Genomic DNA, 20,769 nt, shown 5'->3' on the forward strand with positions numbered 1-20,769 from the left:
CCCCCCGACCAGTTTGAGCAGCACCGATCATCACCGATCAAGGAGTGCCCCACCGGTATGCGGAAGATACTCGTCGTCGGAGCCGGTCAGTCCGGTCTCCAGCTCGCCCTCGGCCTCCAGTCGCACGGCTACGAGGTCACCCTGATGTCGAACCGGACCGCGGACGAGATCCGCTCCGGCCGGGTCATGTCCACGCAGTGCATGTTCGACACGGCACTCGGGCACGAGCGCGACCTCCAGATCGACTTCTGGGAGTCGCAGGCACCGAGGATCGAGGGGCTCGGCGTCTCCGTCGCCGCCCCCGGCTCGCACGACCCCGGCCCCACCGAGCGGATCATCGACTGGGTCGGCCGCCTCGACGGCTACGCCCAGTCCGTGGACCAGCGGGTCAAGATGGCCGGGTGGATGGACACCTTCGCCCAGCGCGGCGGCCAGCTCGTCATCCACGGCGCCGCCGTCGGAGACCTCGACTACTTCTCCCGCACCTACGACCTCGTCCTGGTCGCCGCGGGCAAGGGCGAGCTGGTCTCGATGTTCGCCCGCGACCCCGAGCGCTCCCCGTACGACCGCCCGCAGCGCGCCCTCGCCGTCTCCTACGTGCACGGCCTCGGCCCGCGCCCGGAGCACCCCGACTTCGACGCCGTCCGCTGCAACCTCGTACCCGGCGTGGGCGAGCTGTTCGTGATGCCGACGCTGACCACCTCGGGCCGGGCCGACATCCTGTTCTGGGAGGGCGTGCCCGGCGGCCCGCTCGACGCGTTCGACGGCGTACGCGACCCGGCCGAGCACCTGGCCCTCACCCTGGAGCTGATGGAACGCTTCACGCCGTGGGAGTACGCGCGGGCCACCCGTGTCGAACTCACCGACGCGGGCGGCACGTTGGCCGGCCGCTACGCCCCGACCGTGCGCAACCCGGTCGCCGTCCTGCCCTCCGGCGGCCTCGCCCTCGGCGTCGCGGACGTCGTCGTCGCCAACGACCCGATCACCGGCCAGGGTTCCAACTCGGCCGCCAAGTGCGCCGCCGCCTACCTCGGCGCCATCCTGGAACACGGCGACAAACCGTTCGACGCGGACTGGATGCGCTCCGCCTTCGACCGCTACTGGGCCACCGCCCGGCACGTCACCAAGTGGACCAACACCATGCTCGCCCCGCCCCCCGGGCACGTCCTCGACCTCATCGGCGCCGCCGGACAGCTTCAGCCGGTCGCCGACCGCTTCGCCAACGGCTTCGACGACCCGGCCGACTTCGAGAACTTCTTCTACGACCCGGAGAAGACCGGCGCCTACCTGACCTCGGTCGCGGGGGCCTGACCGCTCGTCCGGTGCGGCGGACGGCGGCCAGGGCGCCCGGCGCAGGCCGCGGTGAACGCCGCCCGCCGAGCCGCTGACCGCGCAACCCCTCCTGGCTTCCTCACGAATCGGGTGTGTTCTTTGAGTGGACGATACGCACGTTTTCCACACCCATGAGCCCCGTGAGCGGAACGCGCGCGGACTTCTGGGCAGGGTCCACGATCAGCCCGCTGGAGCGCACTTTATCCAGGAGCATTTCCGCGAGGGGGAGTACCATATGGCGTCCCCAGCACCGCTCGCTGGCGTGACCGAACGGGATGTATCCAGGGGTGTTTTCCGGATCGAGTTCCGCCCAGCGTTCGGGACGGAATTCTTCGGGCCGGTCCCAGAGTGCGGGATCACGGTGGCTGAGAATGGGGAGTACGAGGATGTCGTCCTGCGGAAGAATGCGACTGTCTATTACCGGGTATTCTGGTGACGCGTTGCGGAGGATATTCCAGCTCGGTGGCAGCATGCGCAACGATTCATGGATAATGTGCCGGTTCGGAGTGTCGTCACCGAATGGAGCTCCCAGCCACATCGCGTTGGCCACCAGTGTGGAGACGGTGAAGCAGACCGGGGCGGCCGTGCGCCGGTACAGACCCATGCCGTAGCGCCGCTCGGCATAGGTCTTCGCACCAAGACTGAGACCACCGAGGTGTGTGTGCCCGGCCCTGCGGCGCGAGGTCGGAAGGGCGGCCCCGAGGGTGATGGCGGTCCAGGTGAGCCTGGTGGTCAGCTCCAGGGCGCGGTCCATCAGAATCCGCAGCCGGTAGGGGTCGGCGCCGAGGATCAGATCCCGCAGGTAGATGTGGCCCACGTGCGGCCACGGGCCCGCCAGGTCACGCTGGTCGGCTGCGGCCTCCTTCAGCGCGGCTCGTACGTCCTTGCCGATGGCCTGCATCTGGGTGGAGGCCTGTGAGTGTGGGATGGAGCGTCCCAGCAGCGGCTTGAACGTGGGGCGTTCCGTCTTCGTGGCCGGCCTGGCCGCGAGTATCCGGTCGATGACCTCGGGCCCCGCGACGCCGATGGTGTCGGGTTCGAGACGGAACACATCCTGGCCGAGATGCTGCCGCAGGAGAGCTTCCAGCCTCGGGGCGAAAACCGTCACCCGATCGAAATTTCTGGTATCGGAGGACGACTGCATCGCTGCTTCTCCAAACTGGTCTGAGCGGGTGCCCGACGGCTCAGAAGAACCGCAGGGCACCCGCCCGGCCTACTGGCCGACCTTTCCGCGAGAAAGGACGGATGAGGGGATCAGAACCAGATGTACCAGGCGTGCGCCTTCAGGCTCTTCTCGGCGGAGAGCTTGTTCTTGAGCGAGAGAAGCTTCCTCATTTTTCCCCACTTTCTCTGAGCGTTGCCGAAATTCACTGACGCTTCTGACCGCAGTCCGAAAGGCTGCCGTCTCGGCGCTGGCAGGCAGTCAAGCCCACGGCTGACAGCCCTGTCAATGATGCTTTGTCGACCGCTCCTGGCGGCGGGTCGCCGGCTCAATGCATAAGTGAGGAACCAGTCCGTCCCTTCACGGCCCGCGACCATGTACTTTCCGGGAGAAGCCACCTGGCGGCGGGTGCGGGACACGAGGCGTCCGGCCGGTTTCTGAACCTTTTCGACGGTCGTGCCCGTGCACACCATGACGGGTTGTGGACAGCCCGCGCCGGGGGCCGGCCCCCGGCGCGGCCGTGCTCGCGTGACGGCATTCCACGCCCGCGGGTCGCATCGAGGCGGGAGACGTCTTGGAGCTGAGCGAGCGCCGACACGACATTCAGGTCTCCGCGCGGGCGGCGCCGGACGGTGACAGTCGCGGCAGGCGGCAGGCGGCAGGCGGCAGGCGGCAGGCGTCAGCCGGAGTTGCCGTGCGGGGGCGTGGCGGGTGCGGACGGCGCCGCACCGGGTACGGCAAATCGCAGTGTGCCGGGCCGCGGGGCGTCCGGGCGGACCGCGCCGAGTACCGGGTTCGCCGCCAGCGGGGAGACCCTGACGGTGTCGCCGGGGCGTGGGGCCTGGACCACCTTGCCCTCACCGAGGTACATCGCCACATGGGTGGCGTCCGCGAAGTACACCACCAGATCGCCGGGCCGCAGGTCGTGCAGCGGGACGCGGGCCAGCCGCGCCCACTGCTCCTGGCTGGTCCGGGGGATCGGGGTGCCCGCGTGCCGCCACGCCTCGGAGGTCAGCCCCGAGCAGTCGTACGATCCCGGTCCCCGCGCCCCCCACCGGTACGGCTTGCCGATCTGCTCCAGGGCGTAGCGCACCGCCCGGTCGCCCTCGCCGGACGGCGGCTTGTCGTCGCCGAGGGCGCCGGAGTCGGTGAGGTCCCGCTGGGCGCGGTCGGTCTCGTCCCGCTCCAGCCGGGCGAGCGCGGCGAGCTGGTCCGGGGTGAGCGAGGCGAGCATCCGCTCCACGTCCTTCAGGCGCCCGGTGACGTCGTCGCGCCGACCGCGCTGCTGACCGGCGAGGGTGAGCCGGGTGTCCAGCGCCGCGCGGGCCCGCTTCGCCAGCGCGTCCTGCTTCCGCTCCGCCCCGGCGAGCCGGGTCACCGCGGCCTGCCGCTCACGGGCCAGCTGCCCGATCACATGCCCCTCGTCCAGCATGTGCTGCGGGTCGCGGGCGAGCAGCAGCCGCACGTAGGGGGAGAAGTCGGTGCCGCTCTGGTACTGCCTGCGGGCCAGCCGTCCGGCGTCGATCCGGCTGCCGCGCAGCGCGAGCCGTACCCGTGCCAGCTCCCCGTCCAGCCGGGCGACCACGGCCTGCTGCGCCGCCAGCCGCTCGGCGGCGGCGTTGTACGACTCGGTGGCCTGCTCGGTCTGCCGGTACAGCCGCTGAAGGTCCGTCAGCAGTTCGGACACCGGTCGGTCGGCCACCGGTCGGTCGGGCGTGGGCGCGGCCCCGGCGGGCGCGACCGGCAGCAGGACGGCCTGGGCCGCCACCACCGCCGTGCAGGCCAGCCGCCGCAGCACTCCTGACATGTGATCACCTCCGGAGCGCAGCCGGCGGCTCCTCCGCCCGCTTCTACGAGGTGATAATCAGACGTGCCGATATGCGGTGTGGAGCATCACTGCTCCGTCCGGCGCAACGTTCTCAGTCCTGCGGGTCACCCGGCTTGCCGGAAGCGCCGCCGGGGGGCTTCCCCCAGGGCAGCCGGGCCCGCAGCCCGGTCGGCCCGCCCACCGGGTCGTGCACGTACTTCCACCCCCGCACCAGCCCCAGCCGTTTCCCGTACGCGCGCGGCTCCCGCCGGTACACCAGCACGGTCGGCGGGCCCCCGGCCGCGTCCGGGACGGGGATGCGGTACGTCTTCGGCGGGTTCCCGGTCGGGCCGACCGGCACGGGCAGCGTCCGCCCGTCCATCGGGCCGCCCTCGAAAAGGGTGTCGTGACTCTTCACGTCTCAAGTCTCAGCCATCGGCCGCGAGCGTGCCGACGAGGGCCGCCGTCTGCGGATCGCGGGCGGCGGTCACGGTGAGCTGCGCCACGAACTGCTCCACCAGCCAGTCCCGCAGCTCCGCCGCGGGCGGCTGCTTCCCCTCGTCCAGCCAGATCAGCGAGGCCGCCTCCACGGCCGCGATCCACATCCGCACGGTCATCCGGAGCCGGGGTCCCGGCTCCGCGACCCCCAGGTGCCGGTGGATGTGCGCCGCCGCGGCCGTCCGCACCCCGTCCACGATCGAGGTCGTCCGTGAGGTCGCCGCCACGCTCCCGCCCCGCAGCAGCGCGCTGAACCCGGCGTCGTGCACGTCCACGAATCCCAGATACCGGTCGAGCGCCCGGCCCAGCCGGGGCAGCGCCGGACCCTGCCGGGGCTCGTCGAAACAGTTCCGCAGCTCCTCGGCCGCCGACGTCAGCGCCGCCTCGTAGAGCTGCGGCTTGCCGCCGGGGAAGTACCGGTACACCAGCGGCCGCGACACCCCGGCCGCCTCCGCCACGTCGTCGAGTGACACGTCCTCCGGCGCCCGGTGCGCGAACAGCGCCAACGCCACCCCGAGCAACTGCCCCCGCCGCTCCTCGACTCCCAGCCGCCGATAGCCGGGCCCGACTCCGGACGCACGCATATGAGCACCCTACGACGCCCCCCGCTTGTGGACCTGCCCGCCGGGGGAGACCCCCTACGCCAGCAGCCCCGACGCCTTCCACAGCCGGCGCCCCACTCCGCGCAGAACGCCTATCTCGTCCAAGAAGTCGGTGAGCCGCTTCGCTCCGCTCTGCATGACCTCCCGCCGGTGCCCACTCGCCCGCACCTGGGCGACCGCCTCCGCCCGGTCCAGCCCCACGTTCGTATAGACCTCGGGATTGACGAAGGCGACGGAGAAGAGGCGGGCGAACTCCCCGGAGGTGACCCGGGTGAACTCCTGGGACCACCGCGGAGCGGTGACCATCTGGCGCCGCAGCTCCTCGCGGGCGTACCGGACGTGCCGTGCCTCCTCGACCACGTGGATGCGCGTGACTCCCCGCACCAGCGGCTGCACCCGCTCGTCCGGGAACGTCAGCCGCTGCATCCAGTCGAGCACCTCCTCACCGAGCAGCGTGGCGGTGAAGGACCCCGGCGTGGTGGAGACCGTCTTGAACACGCGGCCCAGGTTCTGGTGCGCCCGGCTCACCGGGTACCAGGGCGTGCCCCCGCGCTCGATCAGCCGCGCGAACATCTTCGAGTGCCGGCACTCGTCCTCGATCTCGGTGAGCGCGTACCGCACATGCGCGCTGGTCGCGGCCTTGTCGTAGACGTGCCGGACGAGCAACTGCATCAGGATCAGCTCGAACCAGATGCCCAGCGACCCCAGCGCCGCCGCCTCATGTCGGGACAGCAGCAGCCGCTGCTCCTCTCCCATCCGCTTCCACAGCGGGGTGCCGTACAGCGAGACCAGTTCCGGCGGCCAGAACCACTTGCCGTCCTCGAAGGGCGCGTCCCAGTCCAGCTCCCTGTCGGGATCGAAGGAGTGCCTGGCGGACGCGGCGAGCAGCCGCTCGGCCACCTGTTCGCGGTCCCTCAGCGCCCCGAGCGCGTCCCGCAGCCCGTCCACCGCCTCGGCGTCCGTGAGCGTCGTCATGGCTCCCTCACCCACCCTGTTACCCGTGGTACGTCATCGTCGTCCTCCTTATGAGACTGCTTGTCAGCAAGCCCGTCAATCCCCCCGCGCGGGCAAACCCCGCGAGCGGTCCACCCGCGACTAGCGCGCCAGCACCGCCCGCATCACCTCCCGCGCGATCGGCGCCGCGTCCCCGCCCCCGCTGATCTCCCCCCGGTCCGCCGACGCGTCCTCCACCACCACCGCGACCGCCACCGCGGGCACCTCCGCCCCGGCCGCCTGCGCCCAGGACACGAACCAGGCGTACGGCACCCCCGAGTTGCCCACCCCGTGCTGCGCGGTGCCCGTCTTGCCGCCGACCAGCGCGCCGGGGATCGCCGCGTTGGTGCCGGTGCCCTCCTGGACCACGCCCGCCATCAGCTCCTTCAGCCGCGCGGCCGTGGCCGCCCGCATCACCTGCCGGTCCGGACGCACCGAGGTCCCGTTCAGCGCCTGCCCGTCCGGCCGGGTGGTCCGCTCCACGAGATACGGCGTCCGCAGCCGCCCCCCGTTGGCGACCGCCGCCGCGACCATCGCCATCTGCAACGGCGTGGCCCGCGTGTTGTACTGCCCGATCGAGGACAGCGCGAGCTGCGCCCGGTCCACACTGGTGTCGAAGGTGCTCTTCGCCACCGGGAACGGCATCCGCACACCGGGGTCGTTGAACCCGAACGCCTCCGCCGTCGCCGTCATCTGCGGCACCCCCACGTCCACCCCGAGCTTGGCGAACACCGTGTTGCACGACCACTCGAACGCGTCCCGCACCGAGGCGTCCCGGCACCCGTCGCCCTCGTTGGTCAGCCGGGTCGTCGTCCCCGGCAGCCGGTACGGATCGGGGGAGCGGGTCCGCGCGTCCAGGTTCGTCACCACACCCGCGTCCAGCGCCGCCGCCGCCGTCACCACCTTGAACGTCGAACCCGGCGGATACGTCTGCCGCACCGCCCGGTTCAGCATCGGCTGCTCCGGGTCGTGGTTCAGCCGCGCCCACGCCGACGACACCGCCTCGCTGTTCCCGGACAGCTCCGCCGGGTCGTACGACGGCGTGGACACCAGTGCCAGCACCCGCCCGGTCGCCGGTTCGACCGCGGCCACCGCGCCCCGCCGCCCGCCGAGCCCCTGGAACGCGGCCCGCTGCGCGGCCGGGTCCAGCGTCGTCACCACGTCACCGCCCGGCCCGCCGTCCCGCCGTACGTCGTGCCAGAGCGCGAACCCGCTGATCAGCGGATCGGTGCCGGACAGCACCCCGTCATGGGTGTGCTCCAGCAGCGTGGTGCCGTAGAGCTGCGAGGCGAAGCCGGTCACCGGGGCGTACAACGGGCCGTCCCGGTAGGTGCGTTCGTAGCGGAGCTGCTCGCCGGTGTCCACCGAGCCCGTCACCGGCCGCCCGCCGACCAGGATGTTCCCGCGCGGCACCGCGTAACGGGCGATCACCGCGCGCCGGTTGGCGGGGTTGTCGTCGTACGCCCCGGCCCGTACCACCTGCACCCGCGCCGCGTTCACCAGCAGCGCGGCCAGCAGCAGCGCGCAGAACACGCGGGCCCGCCGGATGTACGGCGCCATCGGGCGCCCCCCGCCGTACTCGCTCACGGAGCCTCCCGGTGCTCGTACCGGCTCATGGAGCCTCCCGTCCGTCGTACTGGCCGCGGGCCGAGTCGCTGACCCGGATCAGCAGGGCGACGATCGCCCAGTTGGTGACCACCGAGGAACCGCCCTGCGCGAGGAACGGCATCGCCATGCCGGTGAGCGGGATCAGCCCGGTCACCCCGCCCGCGATCACGAACACCTGGAGCGCCAGCAGCGAGGCGAGCCCCACCGCGAGCAGCCGCCCGAACGGCTCGCGCAGCGCCAGCCCCGCCCGGTAGCCCCGCTCCACCAGCACCCCGTACAGCAGGACGATCGCCGCCAGCCCGGCCAGGCCCAGTTCCTCACCGGCGGTCGCCAGCACGAAGTCGGACTTCACGGCGAACCCGATCAGCACCGAGTGCCCGAGCCCGAGCCCGGTGCCGGTGACCCCGCCCGCCGCGAACGCGAACAGCGACTGCGCGAGCTGGTTCGGCCCCCGACCGGCGTCGATGGTGGCGAACGGACGCAGCCAGTCGTCGATCCGCCCCGCCACATGCGGCTCCACCTGCCCGACCGCGTACGCGCCCCCCACCGCCAGCAGCACCCCGACCGCGATCCAGCCCGTCCGGCCCGTCGCCACGTACAGCAGCACCACGAACAGCCCGAAGAACAGCAGCGAGGTCCCGAGGTCCCGCTCCAGCACCAGCACGCCGACACTGAGCAGCCAGATCGCCACGATCGGCCCCAGCACCCGCCCGGTCGGGAACTGCATCCGCCAGAGCCGACGGCCGGTGTACGCCAGCGCGTTGCGGTTCGCGGCCAGGTACGCGGCGAAGAACACCGCCAGCAGCACCTTGGCGAACTCGCCCGGCTGGATGGAGAACCCCGCGATCCGCACCCAGATCCGGGCGCCGTTCACCGCCGGGAACAGGATCGGCAGCGCCAGCAGCGCCAGCGCGGCCACCACACAGACGTAGGAGTACCGCTGGAGCACCCGGTGGTCGCGCAGCACCAGCACCACCGCGATGAACAGCGCCACCCCGAGCGTGGACCACACCAGCTGCGCGGGCGCCGCCCGGTCGTGCGGCGTCTCCAGGTCCAGCCGGTAGATCAGCACCAGCCCCAGCCCGTTCAGCAGCACCGCGATGGGCAGCGGCAGCGGATCGGCGTACGGCGCCCTGATCCGCACCGCGACATGCGCGCACAGCGCCAGCACCCCGAGCCCCGCCCCGTACCCGGCGGCCCCCGGCGGCACGCTCCCCGTCCGCGCCAGGCCCACCGCGCAGTACCCGTACACCGACAGCAGCACGGCCAGCACGATCAGCGCCAGCTCGACCCCCCGCCGCCGCCCCACCCGCGCCCCCACGGCGGGCGGCGCGGCGACGGGGGCGGGTCCGACCTTGCTCATGCCCGGAACTTACCCAAAGAGGGCGTTCGTCACGTGATGTGACGCGGGCACCCGCCGTCTTGCCCGCCCCCCGCCCCGCCTGTTCCCATGAGAGGAGGGGGCCGTGTCCCGGCGACCGGGTCCGGGGCCGTGGCGAGGGGTGAGGGCGCATGGGCGAACTGCGCGTGGTACCGGCGTGGCGGCACGGCCGGGAACGGCTGTACGTCCGCGCCCGCGACGGCCGGAACATCGCCTGGTACGACCGTGACACCGGCCGGGTGAACCTCCTCGCCGACGACAGCCGTACGGCGGTCCTGGCCGCCCTGCACCCCTTCGTCGCCGGGCCGCTGACCGTCGGCCCGCCGCCCGTCCCCACCCCCGCCGAACTGGCCAGGCTCAGCCTCCACCCCGACGACGACCTCGCCCCCAACCGCCCCGGCGAGGCCCTGCTCGTCGCCCTCGACCGCGACCCCGGCCCCCGGCTGCGCGCCGACCCGCGCCGCCGTGCCCTGGCCGCCGAGCGCGCGGCGGGGCAGGCCCTGGACGCCCTGGAGGGCGCGGGCTGGCGCACGCTCCACTCCGTCCCGCTCCCCGGCGGCGACCGCGTCCATCACCTCCTCATCGGCCCCGGCGGCCTCTACGCCCTCCACACCGTCGCGGCCCGCGGCCACCGCGTCCACGTCCGCGACCCCGACCTGCGCGTCGGCCGCGCCGCCCCCCGCCCCACCATCCGGTACCTCCGCACCCTCACCGACCGCGCCACCCACGCCCTCACCGCCGAGGTCCACCCCGTCCTGCTCCTCGTCGATCCCGCCACGGTCACCGTCCCCACCCCACCCCGAAGAGTCCGCGTCCTCCCCCTCTCCGACCTCCCCACCCTGGCCCGCACGGGCGGCGCCCTGAAACCGGGGGACGTGGAGGCACTGCACGCGATGGCACGGGACCGGGGGACGTGGGGGAGGGCGTGAGTGTTCGCGCGGGGCGCTGTGTCAGCCCGTATTCAGCCCGTCCGGGTGGCTGAGGGGCTGAGGGCATCTTCAGCCCCTCCGGGCATCTGTGGGCTTCCGCCCGCAGGGGGCACTCTCAGCCCGTCCGGCGTTTGAGGACGAGGCCCTCAAGGCCGACGGGGGGTCTGGGGGCGCAGCCCCCAGCGAGGGTCACTGCGGTCAGGGGCGCCGCGGTCAGGGGTCACAGGGGACGGAGTCCCCTCCACGGGAAGGGAAGGGGCGGAGGGGGCGAAGAAGCCGTGGAGCAGCCCGGTAGGGAACCGAGCCTCGCGGGGGAACCGAGCCCCGTAGGGAACCCAGCCCCGCAGGGGAACCGGGTCCCGCAGGGCAACCGAGCCCCGCAGGCGAACCGGGTCAGGACCCCCCAGCCCCCGGAGGCAACTCCACCGCACCCCCCGCCACCAGCAACCCCCCCATCAGATCCCCGAACTCCCGCACCCGCTCTCCCACATCCCCCGCCAAGAACTCCAGCTCACGCCCCCGGCGACAGTCCCGCACCTCCCCCCACTCCACCGGCAAGGACACCATCGGCACCCCCCGCGCCCGCAACGTGTACGGCGCGGCAGTCGTCTTCCGCCCCGCGTTCTGACTCCAGTCCACGAACACCTTCCCGCCCCGCAACTCCCGCCGCATCCGATGCACCACCAACCCCGGAAGCGCCCCCTCCGCCTCCACGGCCACCCCCTTCGCGTAAGCGGTGACCCGAGAGGAGGAGGCCCCCCGCACGGCGGCCAGCAGATGCAACCCCTTGGACCCGGCGGTCTTCACGTACGCCGTGATCCCGTCGGCGGCCAGCCGCTCCCGCAGCCACAGGGCCACCTCGCAGCACTCCACCACCGTCGCCGGAGCCCCCGGATCGAGGTCGAACACCAGCCGGTCCGCGACCTCGGGCGCCTGCACCACCCACTGGTGCGTATGGAACTCGGCCACCAGATTCGCCGCCCACACCAGGCTCGCCAGATCCTGTACGACGACCATCCGCGCCGGCCCCTCCGACCGGGGCACCTCCGCCCGCGTCACCCACTCGGGCGTACCCGGCGGCACGTTCTTGGTGAAGAACACCTGCCCGCCGGGCCCGTCCGGATAGCGCAGGAAGGACACCGCCCGGTCCCGCAGATGCGGCAGCATCACCTCGGCGGTGGTCGCGTAGTAGTGGATCAGCTCGGCCTTGGTGAAGCCGGTCGCCGGATGGATCACCTTCTCCAGGTTCCGCAGCGCGACCCGTCGCCCCTCCACCTCGGTGATTGGCGTCATAAACTGACAATCCCACCGAAAAGGTGCAGGTAACCCACTCGTCCGTCGCGCTCGTCGTACCCGCTCGCCCAGGCCGACAGGAAGGCTGCCCCGTGCGATCCATCTGGAACGGTGCCATCTCGTTCGGCCTGGTCAGCATCCCGATCAAGCTGGTCAACGCCACCGAGAGCCACTCGATCTCCTTCCGCCAGGTGCACACGGAGGACAACGGCCGCATCCGCTACCGCAAGGTGTGCGAACTGGAGGACCGCGAGGTCGCCCAGGCGGAGATCGGCAAGGCGTACGAGGACGCGGACGGCACCATGATCCCGATCACCGAGGACGACCTCTCCCACCTCCCCATCCCCACCGCCCGCACCATCGAGATCGTCGCCTTTGTCCCCGCCGACCGCATCGACCCCCTCCAGATGGGCTCCGCGTACTACCTCGCCGCCTCCGGCGCCCAGGCCGCCAAGCCGTACACCCTGCTCCGTGAGGCCCTGAAGCGCAGCAACAAGGTCGCCATCGCCAAGTACGCCCTCCGGGGCCGCGAGCGCCTCGGCATGCTCCGGGTCGTCGGGGACGCCATCGCCATGCACGGCCTCCTCTGGCCGGACGAGGTACGCGCCCCCGAGGGCGTCGCCCCGGACGAGGACGTGACCGTACGCGACAAGGAACTCGACCTCGCGGACGCCCTGATGGACACCCTCGGCGAGGTGGACCTCGCGGACCTCCACGACGAGTACCGCGAAGCCCTGGAAGAAGTCGTCGCGGCCAAGGCGTCCGGCGAGTCCCCGCGTGAGACCCCCGAACCCGCACCCGGGGGCAAGGTGCTGGACCTGATGGCGGCCCTGGAGAACAGCGTCCGCACGGCCCGCGCCTCCCGGGGCGAGGAGGAACCGGCGGAGCCGGAGAAGACGGAGACCGCCGAGGTCAGCCACCTGTCGGGCCGCCGGAGCCGGTCGAAGCGGAAGACGGCGGAGCAGGCGGACTCGGCGGAGTCGGTGGAATCCGTGGATTCTGCGAAGTCGGCGGCGAAGAAGTCGGCCCCCCGCAAACGGGCGGCGGCGAAGAAGACGGCGGCGAAGAAGACGGCATCGGCCGGGACGGCGAAGAAGGCCACCTCGGCCGGGACGGCCAAGAAGACCGCTTCGGCGGGGACGGCGAAGAAGGCGGCGAAGAAGACGCAGGGCAAGCGCCCGGCGTAGCGGCGGTAAGGGCGGCAAGGGCGGCGTGCACCGGGCCGTCCGGCCGGGCGGGGCCGCCGGATCTCGGGACCGATCGGGATTCCCTCCCATGAGACGGGACGAGTTGGGCACGATACGGGTGTGACTTATCTGGTGACCGTGTCCACGGCCCCGCCCAAGGCCGCAGGGGAGCTCGACGCGTTGCAGCGGGAGGGCGTGATCTTCCTGCTCAGGCGGGCTTTCGACTCGCTGGAGGCGATCGAGGGGCCGGACGGGATGGAGATCGAGGTGATGGACGACGTGATCGCCGCCCATCCCGGAGGCGCCCTGCTGAAGCTGTTCGTGGAGGCACCGGCGCTGGAGTTCGCGGAGGACGCGGCCCGCGAGGTGGTCGCGGAACTCCTGGAACGCACCGACCCCCTGGCCGACTGGCGGGTGACCCGCTGCGAGGTCGAACTCAACTCCGAGCTGCTCCAAGAGAGCCTGGACGCGGCGGACGGCCCGGACGCCCCGCCGACCGACCCGGCCGAGCGGGCCCGCCGCCACGCCGAGGGCGGCCCGCCCCAGGCGCCGGGCCGTCTGGACCCCGCCGAGATCGAGGCGATGCGCCGCAGGCTGCTGGCCCTGGCCCCGGCACTGCGCGCGTACCCACCCGCGTGCTTCGGCTACGGCGACGACCCGAAGACCCGTACGGTGAGCCGGGAGGCGGCCAAAATCGCGGCGGGTGCGGTGATGTTCGCCATCGACCTGCTGGTGGACGAACTCTTCACCGACCTGGCCGGACTGGAGGAGGACGGCCCCACGGTGGCGTCGTCCGAGGCGACCTTCATGCTGCTGGACGACCTCCCGCAGCAGTACGCCGACGAGTACACCGTCCTCTTCGCCCGCCGCCTCACCGTCACCGCGGTCACCCTCACCGCCCGCCTCACCCACCCCGACCCGGTCCACCCGGCCTGCGCGGCCGAGCAGTACCTCCTGAAGTTCCTCCTCACCCAGGCCGAGGTCACGGCCGACCTCTACGACCTCCTGACGGACGAGGTGGCAGCAGCCCTCCAGCACCTCACCCTCACCCTCACCGACTCCCTCACCCCCGACCCCGACTCCGACCCCACCACCTGGTTCACCCCCCACCACCCCGAGTCCGAGGTCCACCCGTACGCGGCCCACGACGACGAGGAGACCTTGCAGGACCCGACGCTGAAATGACGCCGCGCACGACAGCTCCCGACCTGACCGAGGCGAGACTGAGAGAGCTGGCCGGGGAACGCTCCTTCGCACGCGGACGCGCCTACGTGGACGCGGTGTCCGCGGTGGAGGTCCGCGACGACCGGATCAGGGCGTCCGTGGCGGGCACGGAGCGGTACACGGCCGAACTGACCCTCGGCCGAAGGGGACTCGCGGGGGAGTGCGACTGTCCGTATGGGCAGGAGGGCAACTTCTGCAAGCACTTGGTGGCCGTCGGGCTGACCGTACTGTCCACGGGGTTCGATCTCCCCCGCCGTCGGGCGAGGTCCCGTGACCGCGCCCGTGGACTGGACACCTGGCTGGCCGCCCTGCCGCACGCGGAGTTGCTGGCCCTGGTCCGTGAGGAGGCGGCGGAGAACCACGGGCTACGGCGCCGCCTGGAACTGAGGGCGGCGTCCGCCCGGCAGGACCTCACCGAAGTACGGTCCCTGATCCGCGACTTGCTCGACCTGGAACCGTTCACCCGGCAGGGCTGGATGGACCCGGCCGACGCTCGCGCCTACGTGGACCAGGCAGGACAAGCGGTCGCGGCGATTCGCTCCCTGACGGGCTCGGGCCGGGCCGCCGACGCGGTCACCCTGGCGCGGGAGGGGATCGGCCTGCTGACCGGAACGACGGCGAGCATCGACGACGAGGACGGACGGCTCGCGGAGATCGGCGCCGGCCTCGCCCACGCCCATCACGAGGCCTGCCGCGCCGCCCGCCCCGACCCGGACGAGCTCGCGCGCTGGCTGGTCACCCACGCCTTGCGGGACGAAGCGGAGCTGACCGGCCTCGACCCGCTGGACTACACGGACGTTCTCGGGGACCGGGGAACGACCGCCCTGCGGGAACGGGCGATCGAGGCGTGGAAGGCCAACCGTGGGGGATGGCCCGAGAAGTATCTGATCCAACGCCTGACGAAGACGGGGCGCGATGCCGACATGGTGATCGCCCTGCACGCGGCCGACCTCGCGCCCAACGGCCACACCCACCTGCTCATAGCCCGTGAACTGGAGGCCTCCGGCCGCCCCGAGGAGGCCCTCGAATGGGCCGAGCGCGGAATCCGGGAGGCGGAGAACCTGGCGACCGTCGACACCGCCCTGATCGACCACCTCTCCGACCGCTACACCCGCGCCGACCGGCCCGCCGATGCCGCGGCCCTCCGGCGCGACCACTTCACGGCCCGCCCCTCGCTCCTCACCTACCAGCAACTGCGCGCCACGGCACAGGTCGCGGGCCACTGGCCGGCCGAGCGGGAGAGGGCACTGGCACTCCTGCGCACGGCGAACGCGACCGTACTGCTCGCCGCGCTGCTGGACGACAAGGACACCGCCGCCGCCTGGCAGACCGCCACGGAGTCCGGCGCCTCAGCCGTCCAGTGGACCACCCTCGCCGACCAACTCCGCCCCACCCGACCCGCCGACTCCCTCACGATCTACCAACGCCTCGCCACCCCCCTCACCCACCAGACCGGCACCAAGGCCTACACCCAACTCGTAGCCCTCCTCCTGAGCATCCGCGACTGCCACCAACGCCTCGGCACCCAAAACGACTTCACCCTCTACACCGCCGCCCTCCGCACCGCCCAGAAACGCAAACGGAATCTCATCGCACTGCTGGACGAACACGGTCTGTGAGCGGGGTCCAGTGCCCCGGCTGATGTACCCCTGCCACGGTCTGCCGCAGGAGCCGGGTGGCGACGACGACCGAACACGACTAGCGACCGCTGGAGCCAGTGCCTGCGGAGTACCGGTGGGCTGGGACACCCAACGGGCGACTGTCGGCGTACGGCGCGCGTCCTTCCGATCCGCTTCAGCAACATCGCCCGGCCCGCCGCGGTCGTCCTGAACCCGCTCGGGCAGTAGACATACGCCCGCACATACGCGAAGACCCCATCCTCAGCGTTTCCGCTGCTGACGGGGTCTTTGGGCACCGTATGAAGGGTGCCCCCGGCAGGATTCGAACCTGCGCACACGGCTCCGGAGGCCGTTGCTCTATCCCCTGAGCTACGGGGGCGTTGCGTGTCGGCGCTGGGGTGTTGCTTGCGGCGACGGGTAGAACACTAGCAGGTGCGGTGGGGTGATCAGGAACGGGTTGTGGGTGGGGGTGGAGGGGTGTCGCGCCGTGGGCGTCAGCCTGGGTGGGGGTGTCCCTCGCACGGGTGTAAGTCGGGAAAGACCGGACGGGGTTCGGTGGGGCGTCCTACTCTCGGAGTGTGTCCGAGGTGTTCGGTCGGGTGCTTGTTGTCGATGACAACAAGGTCATCCGGCAGCTGATCAGGGTCAACCTTGAGCTGGAGGGGCTTGAGGTGGTGACCGCTTCCGACGGTGCCGAGTGTCTGGACGTGGTCCATGACGTACGGCCCGATGTCGTGACGCTCGACATGGTCATGCCCCGGCTCGACGGGCTCCGTACCGCCGCCTGCCTGCGCGCCGACCCCCGTACGCACGACCTTCCCCTCGCCCTCATCAGCGCCTGTCCGTCCGAGGAGATCCAGGCCCAGGCCGGTCCCGGCGGTCTCGACAGCGTTGTCGATGCCTTTCTGCCCAAGCCGTTCGATCCGGCCGAGCTGGTACGGCTCGTCCAGCGGCTCCTCACCGGCCGACCCCTGCCCAGGTCGCGGCCCGACGGGCTCGCCTCCGGCTAGTGCCGCGGCTGGGAGGGTTCGCTGGAGGACTCGCGGCGCGGCCAACCTTTCCGGTCACCGCACCGCCCCGTCCGCGCACCCCGGTCTCACCCCACCTCGCCTACCCTTGTCCCCGTGACCCCCGATCAGCTCTCCCGTCTCGTGCTGGACGCCGTGCGCCGGGCCGTGGACGCGGGGGAGATCGGGGGCGAGCCGCCCGTGCGGGTGCTCGTCGAGGAGCCCCGTGGTGGCGGGATCGGGGACTACGCCTCCAATGTGGCCCTCCAGCTCGCGCGCGGCGCCGGGATGCCTCCGCCGCGTGTCGCCGCGTTGCTCCGGGACCGCCTCGTCCAGGCACCCGGCATCCACGACGTCGTCCTCACCGGGCCCGGGTTCCTGAACTTCGTGCTCGACCGCGACGCCGATCCCGCCCTCGCCGTCGTCCGTGACATCCGCGCCCTCGGTGCCGCCTACGGGCACGGTGACTCCCTCGTCGGGCAGGTCGTCGTGCTGCGGGTGCCCCGCGAGGTGCGCGCCGAGGCCGTCGCCGACGCCGTCGCCCCGATCATCGCCACCCAGGGCGGGCGGGCCGAGATCACGTACGCCGAGATCACGTATCCCCAGCCCGCAGGGCTGCGGCCCGTCCGCGTGCCGGAGGACCCGGCTCCGCTCGGTGCGGACGCCGCCCACGACCGGCCCCGCATCACCGCCGACCTGCGTCCCGTCCCCGCGCCGGAGGACCCCGCTCCGCTCGGGGCGGACGCCGCCCGGTGGGCGCTGCTGTGTCCCGCCGCCCACGACCGGCCCCGGATCACCGCCGAGCACCTCGTCCAGCGCGAGAGCAACCCCCTCTTCCGGGTGCGGTACGCCCACGCCCGCGTCCGCGCCGCCGTGCGGGACGCGGCCCGGCTCGGTTTCGCCGCCGAGCCCGGCCCGCTCGGGCTGCCGGAGGGCCCGCCGGGCCACGCGCCCGGCGCGCACCCCCTCCTCACCACCCTCCCCGCCCACCCCCGCATCCTTCTCGGCGCCGCCACCCACCGGGCGCCGGACCGGCTGGCGCGGCATCTGGTCACCGTTGCCGATGGCGTGCTGCCGTTGTTGCCGGACGTGCTGCCGAGGGGGGACGAGAAACCCTCGGCCGCCCACCGGGCCCGGCTGGCGCTTGCCGAAGCCGCCGGGACGGTGCTCGCCGGTGGCCTGTCCCTGCTCGGTATCGACGCACCCGAACACCTCTGAGGGGCCGGACAGCGCGGTCCTGCGTCCCTCGGTGAGACAGAGAGTCTGAGAGCCAACGCCATGAGCCGTTCCGCCCACCCCGCGGGCCCCCGTCACGCCGACGTGCTGCCCGAGGGCCACTACTCCGCCCCGCCGACCGACCTCAACGCGCTCGACCCCAAGGTGTGGGCGCGCACCGTCGGCCGGGGCGACGACGGCACCGTCACCGTCGGCGGCATCCCCGTCACCCGGCTCGCCGAGGAGTTCGGCACGCCCGCCTACGTCCTGGACGAGACCGACTTCCGCGCCCGGGCCCGCGCCTGGCGCACCGCGTTCGGGCCGGACGCCGACGTGTACTACGCGGGGAAGGCGTTCCTCTCCCGCGCCGTGGTGCGCTGGCTGACCGAGGAGGGGCTGAACCTCGACGTCTGCTCCGGCGGCGAACTCGCCACCGCGCTGTCCGCCGGGATGCCCGCCGAGCGCATCGCCTTCCACGGCAACAACAAGTCCGCCGAGGAGATCCGGCGGGCCGTCTCCGCCGGGGTCGGCCGGATCGTGCTCGACTCCTTCCCGGAGATCGTGCGGGTCGCGCACACCGCCCGTGAGCTGGGCGTACGGCAGAAGGTGCAGATCCGCGTCACCGTCGGCGTCGAGGCGCACACCCACGAGTTCATCGCCACCGCGCACGAGGACCAGAAGTTCGGCATCCCGCTCGCCGGGGGCCGGGCCGCCGAGGCCGTGCGGCGGGCCCTCCAGCTCGACGGGCTCGAACTGACCGGCATCCACTCCCACATCGGCTCGCAGATCTTCGACATGTCCGGCTTCGAGGTCGCCGCCCAGCGCGTGGTCCGGCTGCTGGAGGAGGTACGCGACGAGCACGGTGTGGAACTCCCCGAGATCGACCTCGGCGGCGGTCTCGGCATCGCGTACACCAGCGACGACGACCCGCGCGAGCCGCACGAGATCGCCAAGGCGCTCACCGAGATCGTCACCCGCGCGTGCGAGGCGGCCCGGCTCGCCACCCCGCGCATCTCCGTCGAGCCCGGCCGCGCCGTCGTCGGCCCGACCGCGTTCACGCTGTACGAGGTCGGCACCGTCAAGCAGCTCGACGGGCTGCGCACCTACGTCTCCGTGGACGGCGGCATGTCCGACAACATCCGCACCGCGCTCTACGACGCCGAGTACAGCGTCGCCCTCGTCTCGCGCCGCTCCGACGCCGCGCCGATGCTCGCGCGGGTCGTCGGCAAGCACTGCGAGAGCGGGGACATCGTCGTCAAGGACGCCTTCCTGCCCGCCGACCTCGCGCCGGGCGACCTCGTCGCCGTACCCGCGACCGGGGCGTACTGCCGCTCGATGGCCAGCAACTACAACCACGTGCCGCGGCCCCCGGTCGTCGCCGTGGCCGACGGTGCGGCCCGTGTCATCGTGCGGCGCGAGACCGAGGAGGACCTGCTCCGGCTCGACGTCGGGTGACCCGGGGGACACCGCCCCGGGGCCGGGCGGCCGGAGATCCTCCGGCCGCCCGGACCGCCCGCGCGTGAAATCCAGGTCTCATGATGCGGACCAAGGGGAGAAACCGCCGTCCGGTGCGTGAGACTGGTCCCACCGTTGCCGGTATGACGAAACGAGGTCGGATGATGCGTACGCGTCCGCTGAGGGTGGCGCTGCTGGGCTGTGGAGTGGTCGGCTCAGAGGTGGCGCGCATCATGACGACGCACGCCGACGACCTCGCCGCCCGCATCGGCGCCCCCGTCGAGCTGGCCGGGGTCGCGGTACGGCGGCCCGGCAAGGTCCGCGAGGGCATCGACCCCGCCCTGGTCACCACCGACGCCACCGCCCTCGTCAAACGCGGGGACATCGACGTCGTCGTCGAGGTCATCGGCGGGATCGAGCCCGCCCGCACGCTGATCACCACCGCCTTCGAGCACGGCGCCTCCGTCGTCTCCGCCAACAAGGCGCTCCTCGCCCAGGACGGCGCCGCCCTGCACGCCGCCGCCGGGGAACACGGCCGGGACCTCTACTACGAGGCGGCTGTCGCCGGTGCCATCCCGCTGATCCGCCCGCTGCGCGAGTCGCTCGCCGGTGACACGGTCAACCGGGTGCTCGGCATCGTGAACGGCACCACCAACTTCATCCTCGACAAGATGGACTCCACCGGCGCCGGTTACCAGGAGGCCCTGGACGAGGCCACCGCGCTCGGGTACGCCGAGGCCGACCCGACCGCCGACGTCGAGGGCTTCGACGCCGCCGCCAAGGCCGCGATCCTCGCCGGGATCGCCTTCCACAGCCGGGTCCGCCTCGACGACGTGCACCGCGAGGGCATGACCGAGGTCACCGCCGCCGACTTCCGCTCCGCCCGCGAGATGGGCTGCACCATCAAACTGCTCGCCATCTGCGAGCGCGCGGACGACGGCGCCTCCGTCACCGCGCGGGTGCACCCCGCGATGATTCCGCTGACCCACCCGCTGGCCTCCGTGCGCGGCGCCTACAACGCCGTCTTCGTCGAGGCCGAGGCCGCCGGGCGGCTGATGTTCTACGGCCCCGGCGCCGGAGGCTCCCCGACCGCCTCCGCCGTGCTCGGTGACCTCGTCGCCGTCTGCCGCAACCTGCTCGGCGGCGCGACCGGGCCCGGCGAGTCGGCGTACGCCGCGCTGACCGTCTCCCCGATGGGCGAGGTCGTCACCCGCTACCACATCAGCCTCGACGTCGCCGACAAGCCGGGCGTGCTCGCCCAGGTGGCCACCGTGTTCGCGGAGCACGGGGTGTCCATCGACACCGTCCGGCAGCAGGGAAAGGACGGGGAGGCGTCCCTCGTCGTCGTCACCCACCGGGCCTCCGACGCCTCCCTCACCGGGACCGTCGAGGCGCTGCGCAAGCTCGACACCGTCCGAGGTGTCGCCAGCATCATGCGGGTTGAAGGAGAGTAGGCA

The 20,769-nt window shown here is 72.4% G+C and carries 18 protein-coding genes and 1 tRNA gene; 9 read left to right on the forward strand and 10 right to left on the reverse strand.

Annotated elements, in window-relative coordinates:
- Nucleotides 1-57 precede the first annotated feature (57 nt).
- On the forward strand, nucleotides 58-1,311 hold the full coding sequence (locus KUM39_RS02485) for a styrene monooxygenase/indole monooxygenase family protein (RefSeq protein ID WP_217783665.1): 1,254 nt from the start codon (nucleotides 58-60) through the stop codon (nucleotides 1,309-1,311).
- 100 nt (nucleotides 1,312-1,411) lie between these two features.
- Here the strand turns inward: KUM39_RS02485 and KUM39_RS02490 are convergent, their stop codons facing one another.
- The 8 genes from KUM39_RS02490 to KUM39_RS02525 all read right to left on the reverse strand — a co-directional run bounded on the left by KUM39_RS02490 (nucleotide 1,412) and on the right by KUM39_RS02525 (nucleotide 9,365).
- Nucleotides 1,412-2,476: a cytochrome P450 gene (locus KUM39_RS02490; protein WP_217783666.1), complete on the reverse strand. Its 1,065-nt coding sequence runs from the start codon at nucleotides 2,474-2,476 to the stop codon at nucleotides 1,412-1,414.
- Between the two features lie 110 nt (nucleotides 2,477-2,586).
- Complete coding sequence (locus tag KUM39_RS28745; RefSeq protein ID WP_372455700.1) at nucleotides 2,587-2,967, reverse strand: tryptorubin family RiPP precursor; 381 nt, start codon at nucleotides 2,965-2,967, stop codon at nucleotides 2,587-2,589.
- A 206-nt stretch (nucleotides 2,968-3,173) separates the two neighbouring features.
- A complete protein-coding gene (locus KUM39_RS02500) occupies nucleotides 3,174-4,301 on the reverse strand; it encodes a C40 family peptidase (RefSeq protein ID WP_217783668.1) in 1,128 nt (375 codons plus the stop codon).
- 112 nt (nucleotides 4,302-4,413) lie between these two features.
- The gene (locus tag KUM39_RS02505; protein ID WP_217783669.1) at nucleotides 4,414-4,719 is read right to left on the reverse strand and encodes a DUF8847 domain-containing protein; all 306 of its coding nucleotides are present in this window, start codon (nucleotides 4,717-4,719) and stop codon (nucleotides 4,414-4,416) included.
- 10 nt (nucleotides 4,720-4,729) lie between these two features.
- Nucleotides 4,730-5,383: a TetR/AcrR family transcriptional regulator gene (locus KUM39_RS02510; protein ID WP_217783670.1), complete on the reverse strand. Its 654-nt coding sequence runs from the start codon at nucleotides 5,381-5,383 to the stop codon at nucleotides 4,730-4,732.
- Between the two features lie 54 nt (nucleotides 5,384-5,437).
- Nucleotides 5,438-6,376 carry an AurF N-oxygenase family protein gene (locus KUM39_RS02515; protein WP_217783671.1) on the reverse strand — a complete coding sequence of 313 codons (939 nt, stop codon included), beginning with the start codon at nucleotides 6,374-6,376 and terminating at the stop codon, nucleotides 5,438-5,440.
- 120 nt (nucleotides 6,377-6,496) lie between these two features.
- Nucleotides 6,497-7,954, reverse strand: a complete 1,458-nt coding sequence (locus KUM39_RS02520; RefSeq protein ID WP_217783770.1) for a penicillin-binding transpeptidase domain-containing protein — start codon at nucleotides 7,952-7,954, stop codon at nucleotides 6,497-6,499.
- 52 nt (nucleotides 7,955-8,006) lie between these two features.
- Entirely contained in the window at nucleotides 8,007-9,365 is a 1,359-nt protein-coding gene (locus tag KUM39_RS02525) for an FtsW/RodA/SpoVE family cell cycle protein (RefSeq protein WP_217783672.1), read from the reverse strand.
- Between the two features lie 149 nt (nucleotides 9,366-9,514).
- Between KUM39_RS02525 and KUM39_RS02530 the strand changes: the two genes are divergently transcribed.
- Nucleotides 9,515-10,312 (forward strand): NERD domain-containing protein, encoded by a 798-nt coding sequence (locus tag KUM39_RS02530; RefSeq protein WP_217783673.1) that lies wholly within the window; start codon nucleotides 9,515-9,517, stop codon nucleotides 10,310-10,312.
- Between the two features lie 393 nt (nucleotides 10,313-10,705).
- Here KUM39_RS02530 and ligD read toward each other — a convergent pair whose 3' ends face one another.
- The gene (gene ligD, locus KUM39_RS02535; RefSeq protein ID WP_217783674.1) at nucleotides 10,706-11,605 is read right to left on the reverse strand and encodes a non-homologous end-joining DNA ligase; all 900 of its coding nucleotides are present in this window, start codon (nucleotides 11,603-11,605) and stop codon (nucleotides 10,706-10,708) included.
- Between the two features lie 92 nt (nucleotides 11,606-11,697).
- Between ligD and ku the strand changes: the two genes are divergently transcribed.
- The 3 genes from ku to KUM39_RS02550 all read left to right on the forward strand — a co-directional run bounded on the left by ku (nucleotide 11,698) and on the right by KUM39_RS02550 (nucleotide 15,635).
- Nucleotides 11,698-12,792 (forward strand): non-homologous end joining protein Ku, encoded by a 1,095-nt coding sequence (gene ku / locus KUM39_RS02540; RefSeq protein WP_217783675.1) that lies wholly within the window; start codon nucleotides 11,698-11,700, stop codon nucleotides 12,790-12,792.
- 120 nt (nucleotides 12,793-12,912) lie between these two features.
- A complete protein-coding gene (locus KUM39_RS02545) occupies nucleotides 12,913-13,977 on the forward strand; it encodes a hypothetical protein (RefSeq protein ID WP_217783676.1) in 1,065 nt (354 codons plus the stop codon).
- On the forward strand, nucleotides 13,974-15,635 hold the full coding sequence (locus KUM39_RS02550; protein WP_217783677.1) for an SWIM zinc finger family protein: 1,662 nt from the start codon (nucleotides 13,974-13,976) through the stop codon (nucleotides 15,633-15,635). The genes KUM39_RS02545 and KUM39_RS02550 overlap by 4 nt, the downstream gene beginning before the upstream one ends.
- A gap of 307 nt (nucleotides 15,636-15,942) precedes the next feature.
- Here KUM39_RS02550 and KUM39_RS02555 read toward each other — a convergent pair.
- Nucleotides 15,943-16,014, reverse strand: a tRNA-Arg gene (locus tag KUM39_RS02555).
- 199 nt (nucleotides 16,015-16,213) lie between these two features.
- Here KUM39_RS02555 and KUM39_RS02560 point away from each other — a divergent pair.
- The 4 genes from KUM39_RS02560 (at nucleotide 16,214) to KUM39_RS02575 (ending at nucleotide 20,766) form a co-directional block, all read left to right on the forward strand.
- Entirely contained in the window at nucleotides 16,214-16,645 is a 432-nt protein-coding gene (locus KUM39_RS02560; RefSeq protein ID WP_217783678.1) for a response regulator, read from the forward strand.
- Nucleotides 16,646-16,759: 114 nt separating this feature from the next.
- Nucleotides 16,760-17,860 carry an ArgS-related anticodon-binding protein NrtL gene (gene nrtL, locus KUM39_RS02565; RefSeq protein ID WP_217783679.1) on the forward strand — a complete coding sequence of 367 codons (1,101 nt, stop codon included), beginning with the start codon at nucleotides 16,760-16,762 and terminating at the stop codon, nucleotides 17,858-17,860.
- 60 nt (nucleotides 17,861-17,920) lie between these two features.
- Nucleotides 17,921-19,312 (forward strand): diaminopimelate decarboxylase, encoded by a 1,392-nt coding sequence (gene lysA, locus KUM39_RS02570; RefSeq protein WP_217783680.1) that lies wholly within the window; start codon nucleotides 17,921-17,923, stop codon nucleotides 19,310-19,312.
- 161 nt (nucleotides 19,313-19,473) lie between these two features.
- On the forward strand, nucleotides 19,474-20,766 hold the full coding sequence (locus KUM39_RS02575; protein ID WP_217783771.1) for a homoserine dehydrogenase: 1,293 nt from the start codon (nucleotides 19,474-19,476) through the stop codon (nucleotides 20,764-20,766).
- Nucleotides 20,767-20,769 lie beyond the last annotated feature (3 nt).

It is taken from the genome of Streptomyces corallincola (assembly GCF_019104725.1).
Lineage (GTDB): Bacteria > Actinomycetota > Actinomycetes > Streptomycetales > Streptomycetaceae > Streptomyces > Streptomyces corallincola.

Bases quoted from the DNA above. Each gene is read 5' to 3' on its own strand.
- KUM39_RS02515 (WP_217783671.1), bottom strand. From the start codon at position 6,376: ATGACGACGCTCACGGACGCCGAGGCGGTGGACGGGCTGCGGGACGCG.
- KUM39_RS02530 (WP_217783673.1), top strand. From the start codon at position 9,515: ATGGGCGAACTGCGCGTGGTACCGGCGTGGCGGCACGGCCGGGAACGG.
- KUM39_RS28745 (WP_372455700.1), bottom strand. From the start codon at position 2,967: ATGGTGTGCACGGGCACGACCGTCGAAAAGGTTCAGAAACCGGCCGGA.
- KUM39_RS02500 (WP_217783668.1), bottom strand. From the start codon at position 4,301: ATGTCAGGAGTGCTGCGGCGGCTGGCCTGCACGGCGGTGGTGGCGGCC.
- KUM39_RS02550 (WP_217783677.1), top strand. From the start codon at position 13,974: ATGACGCCGCGCACGACAGCTCCCGACCTGACCGAGGCGAGACTGAGA.
- KUM39_RS02520 (WP_217783770.1), bottom strand. From the start codon at position 7,954: ATGGCGCCGTACATCCGGCGGGCCCGCGTGTTCTGCGCGCTGCTGCTG.
- KUM39_RS02490 (WP_217783666.1), bottom strand. From the start codon at position 2,476: ATGCAGTCGTCCTCCGATACCAGAAATTTCGATCGGGTGACGGTTTTC.
- KUM39_RS02485 (WP_217783665.1), top strand. From the start codon at position 58: ATGCGGAAGATACTCGTCGTCGGAGCCGGTCAGTCCGGTCTCCAGCTC.
- ligD (WP_217783674.1), bottom strand. From the start codon at position 11,605: ATGACGCCAATCACCGAGGTGGAGGGGCGACGGGTCGCGCTGCGGAAC.
- KUM39_RS02525 (WP_217783672.1), bottom strand. From the start codon at position 9,365: ATGAGCAAGGTCGGACCCGCCCCCGTCGCCGCGCCGCCCGCCGTGGGG.
- lysA (WP_217783680.1), top strand. From the start codon at position 17,921: ATGAGCCGTTCCGCCCACCCCGCGGGCCCCCGTCACGCCGACGTGCTG.
- KUM39_RS02575 (WP_217783771.1), top strand. From the start codon at position 19,474: ATGATGCGTACGCGTCCGCTGAGGGTGGCGCTGCTGGGCTGTGGAGTG.
- KUM39_RS02510 (WP_217783670.1), bottom strand. From the start codon at position 5,383: ATGCGTGCGTCCGGAGTCGGGCCCGGCTATCGGCGGCTGGGAGTCGAG.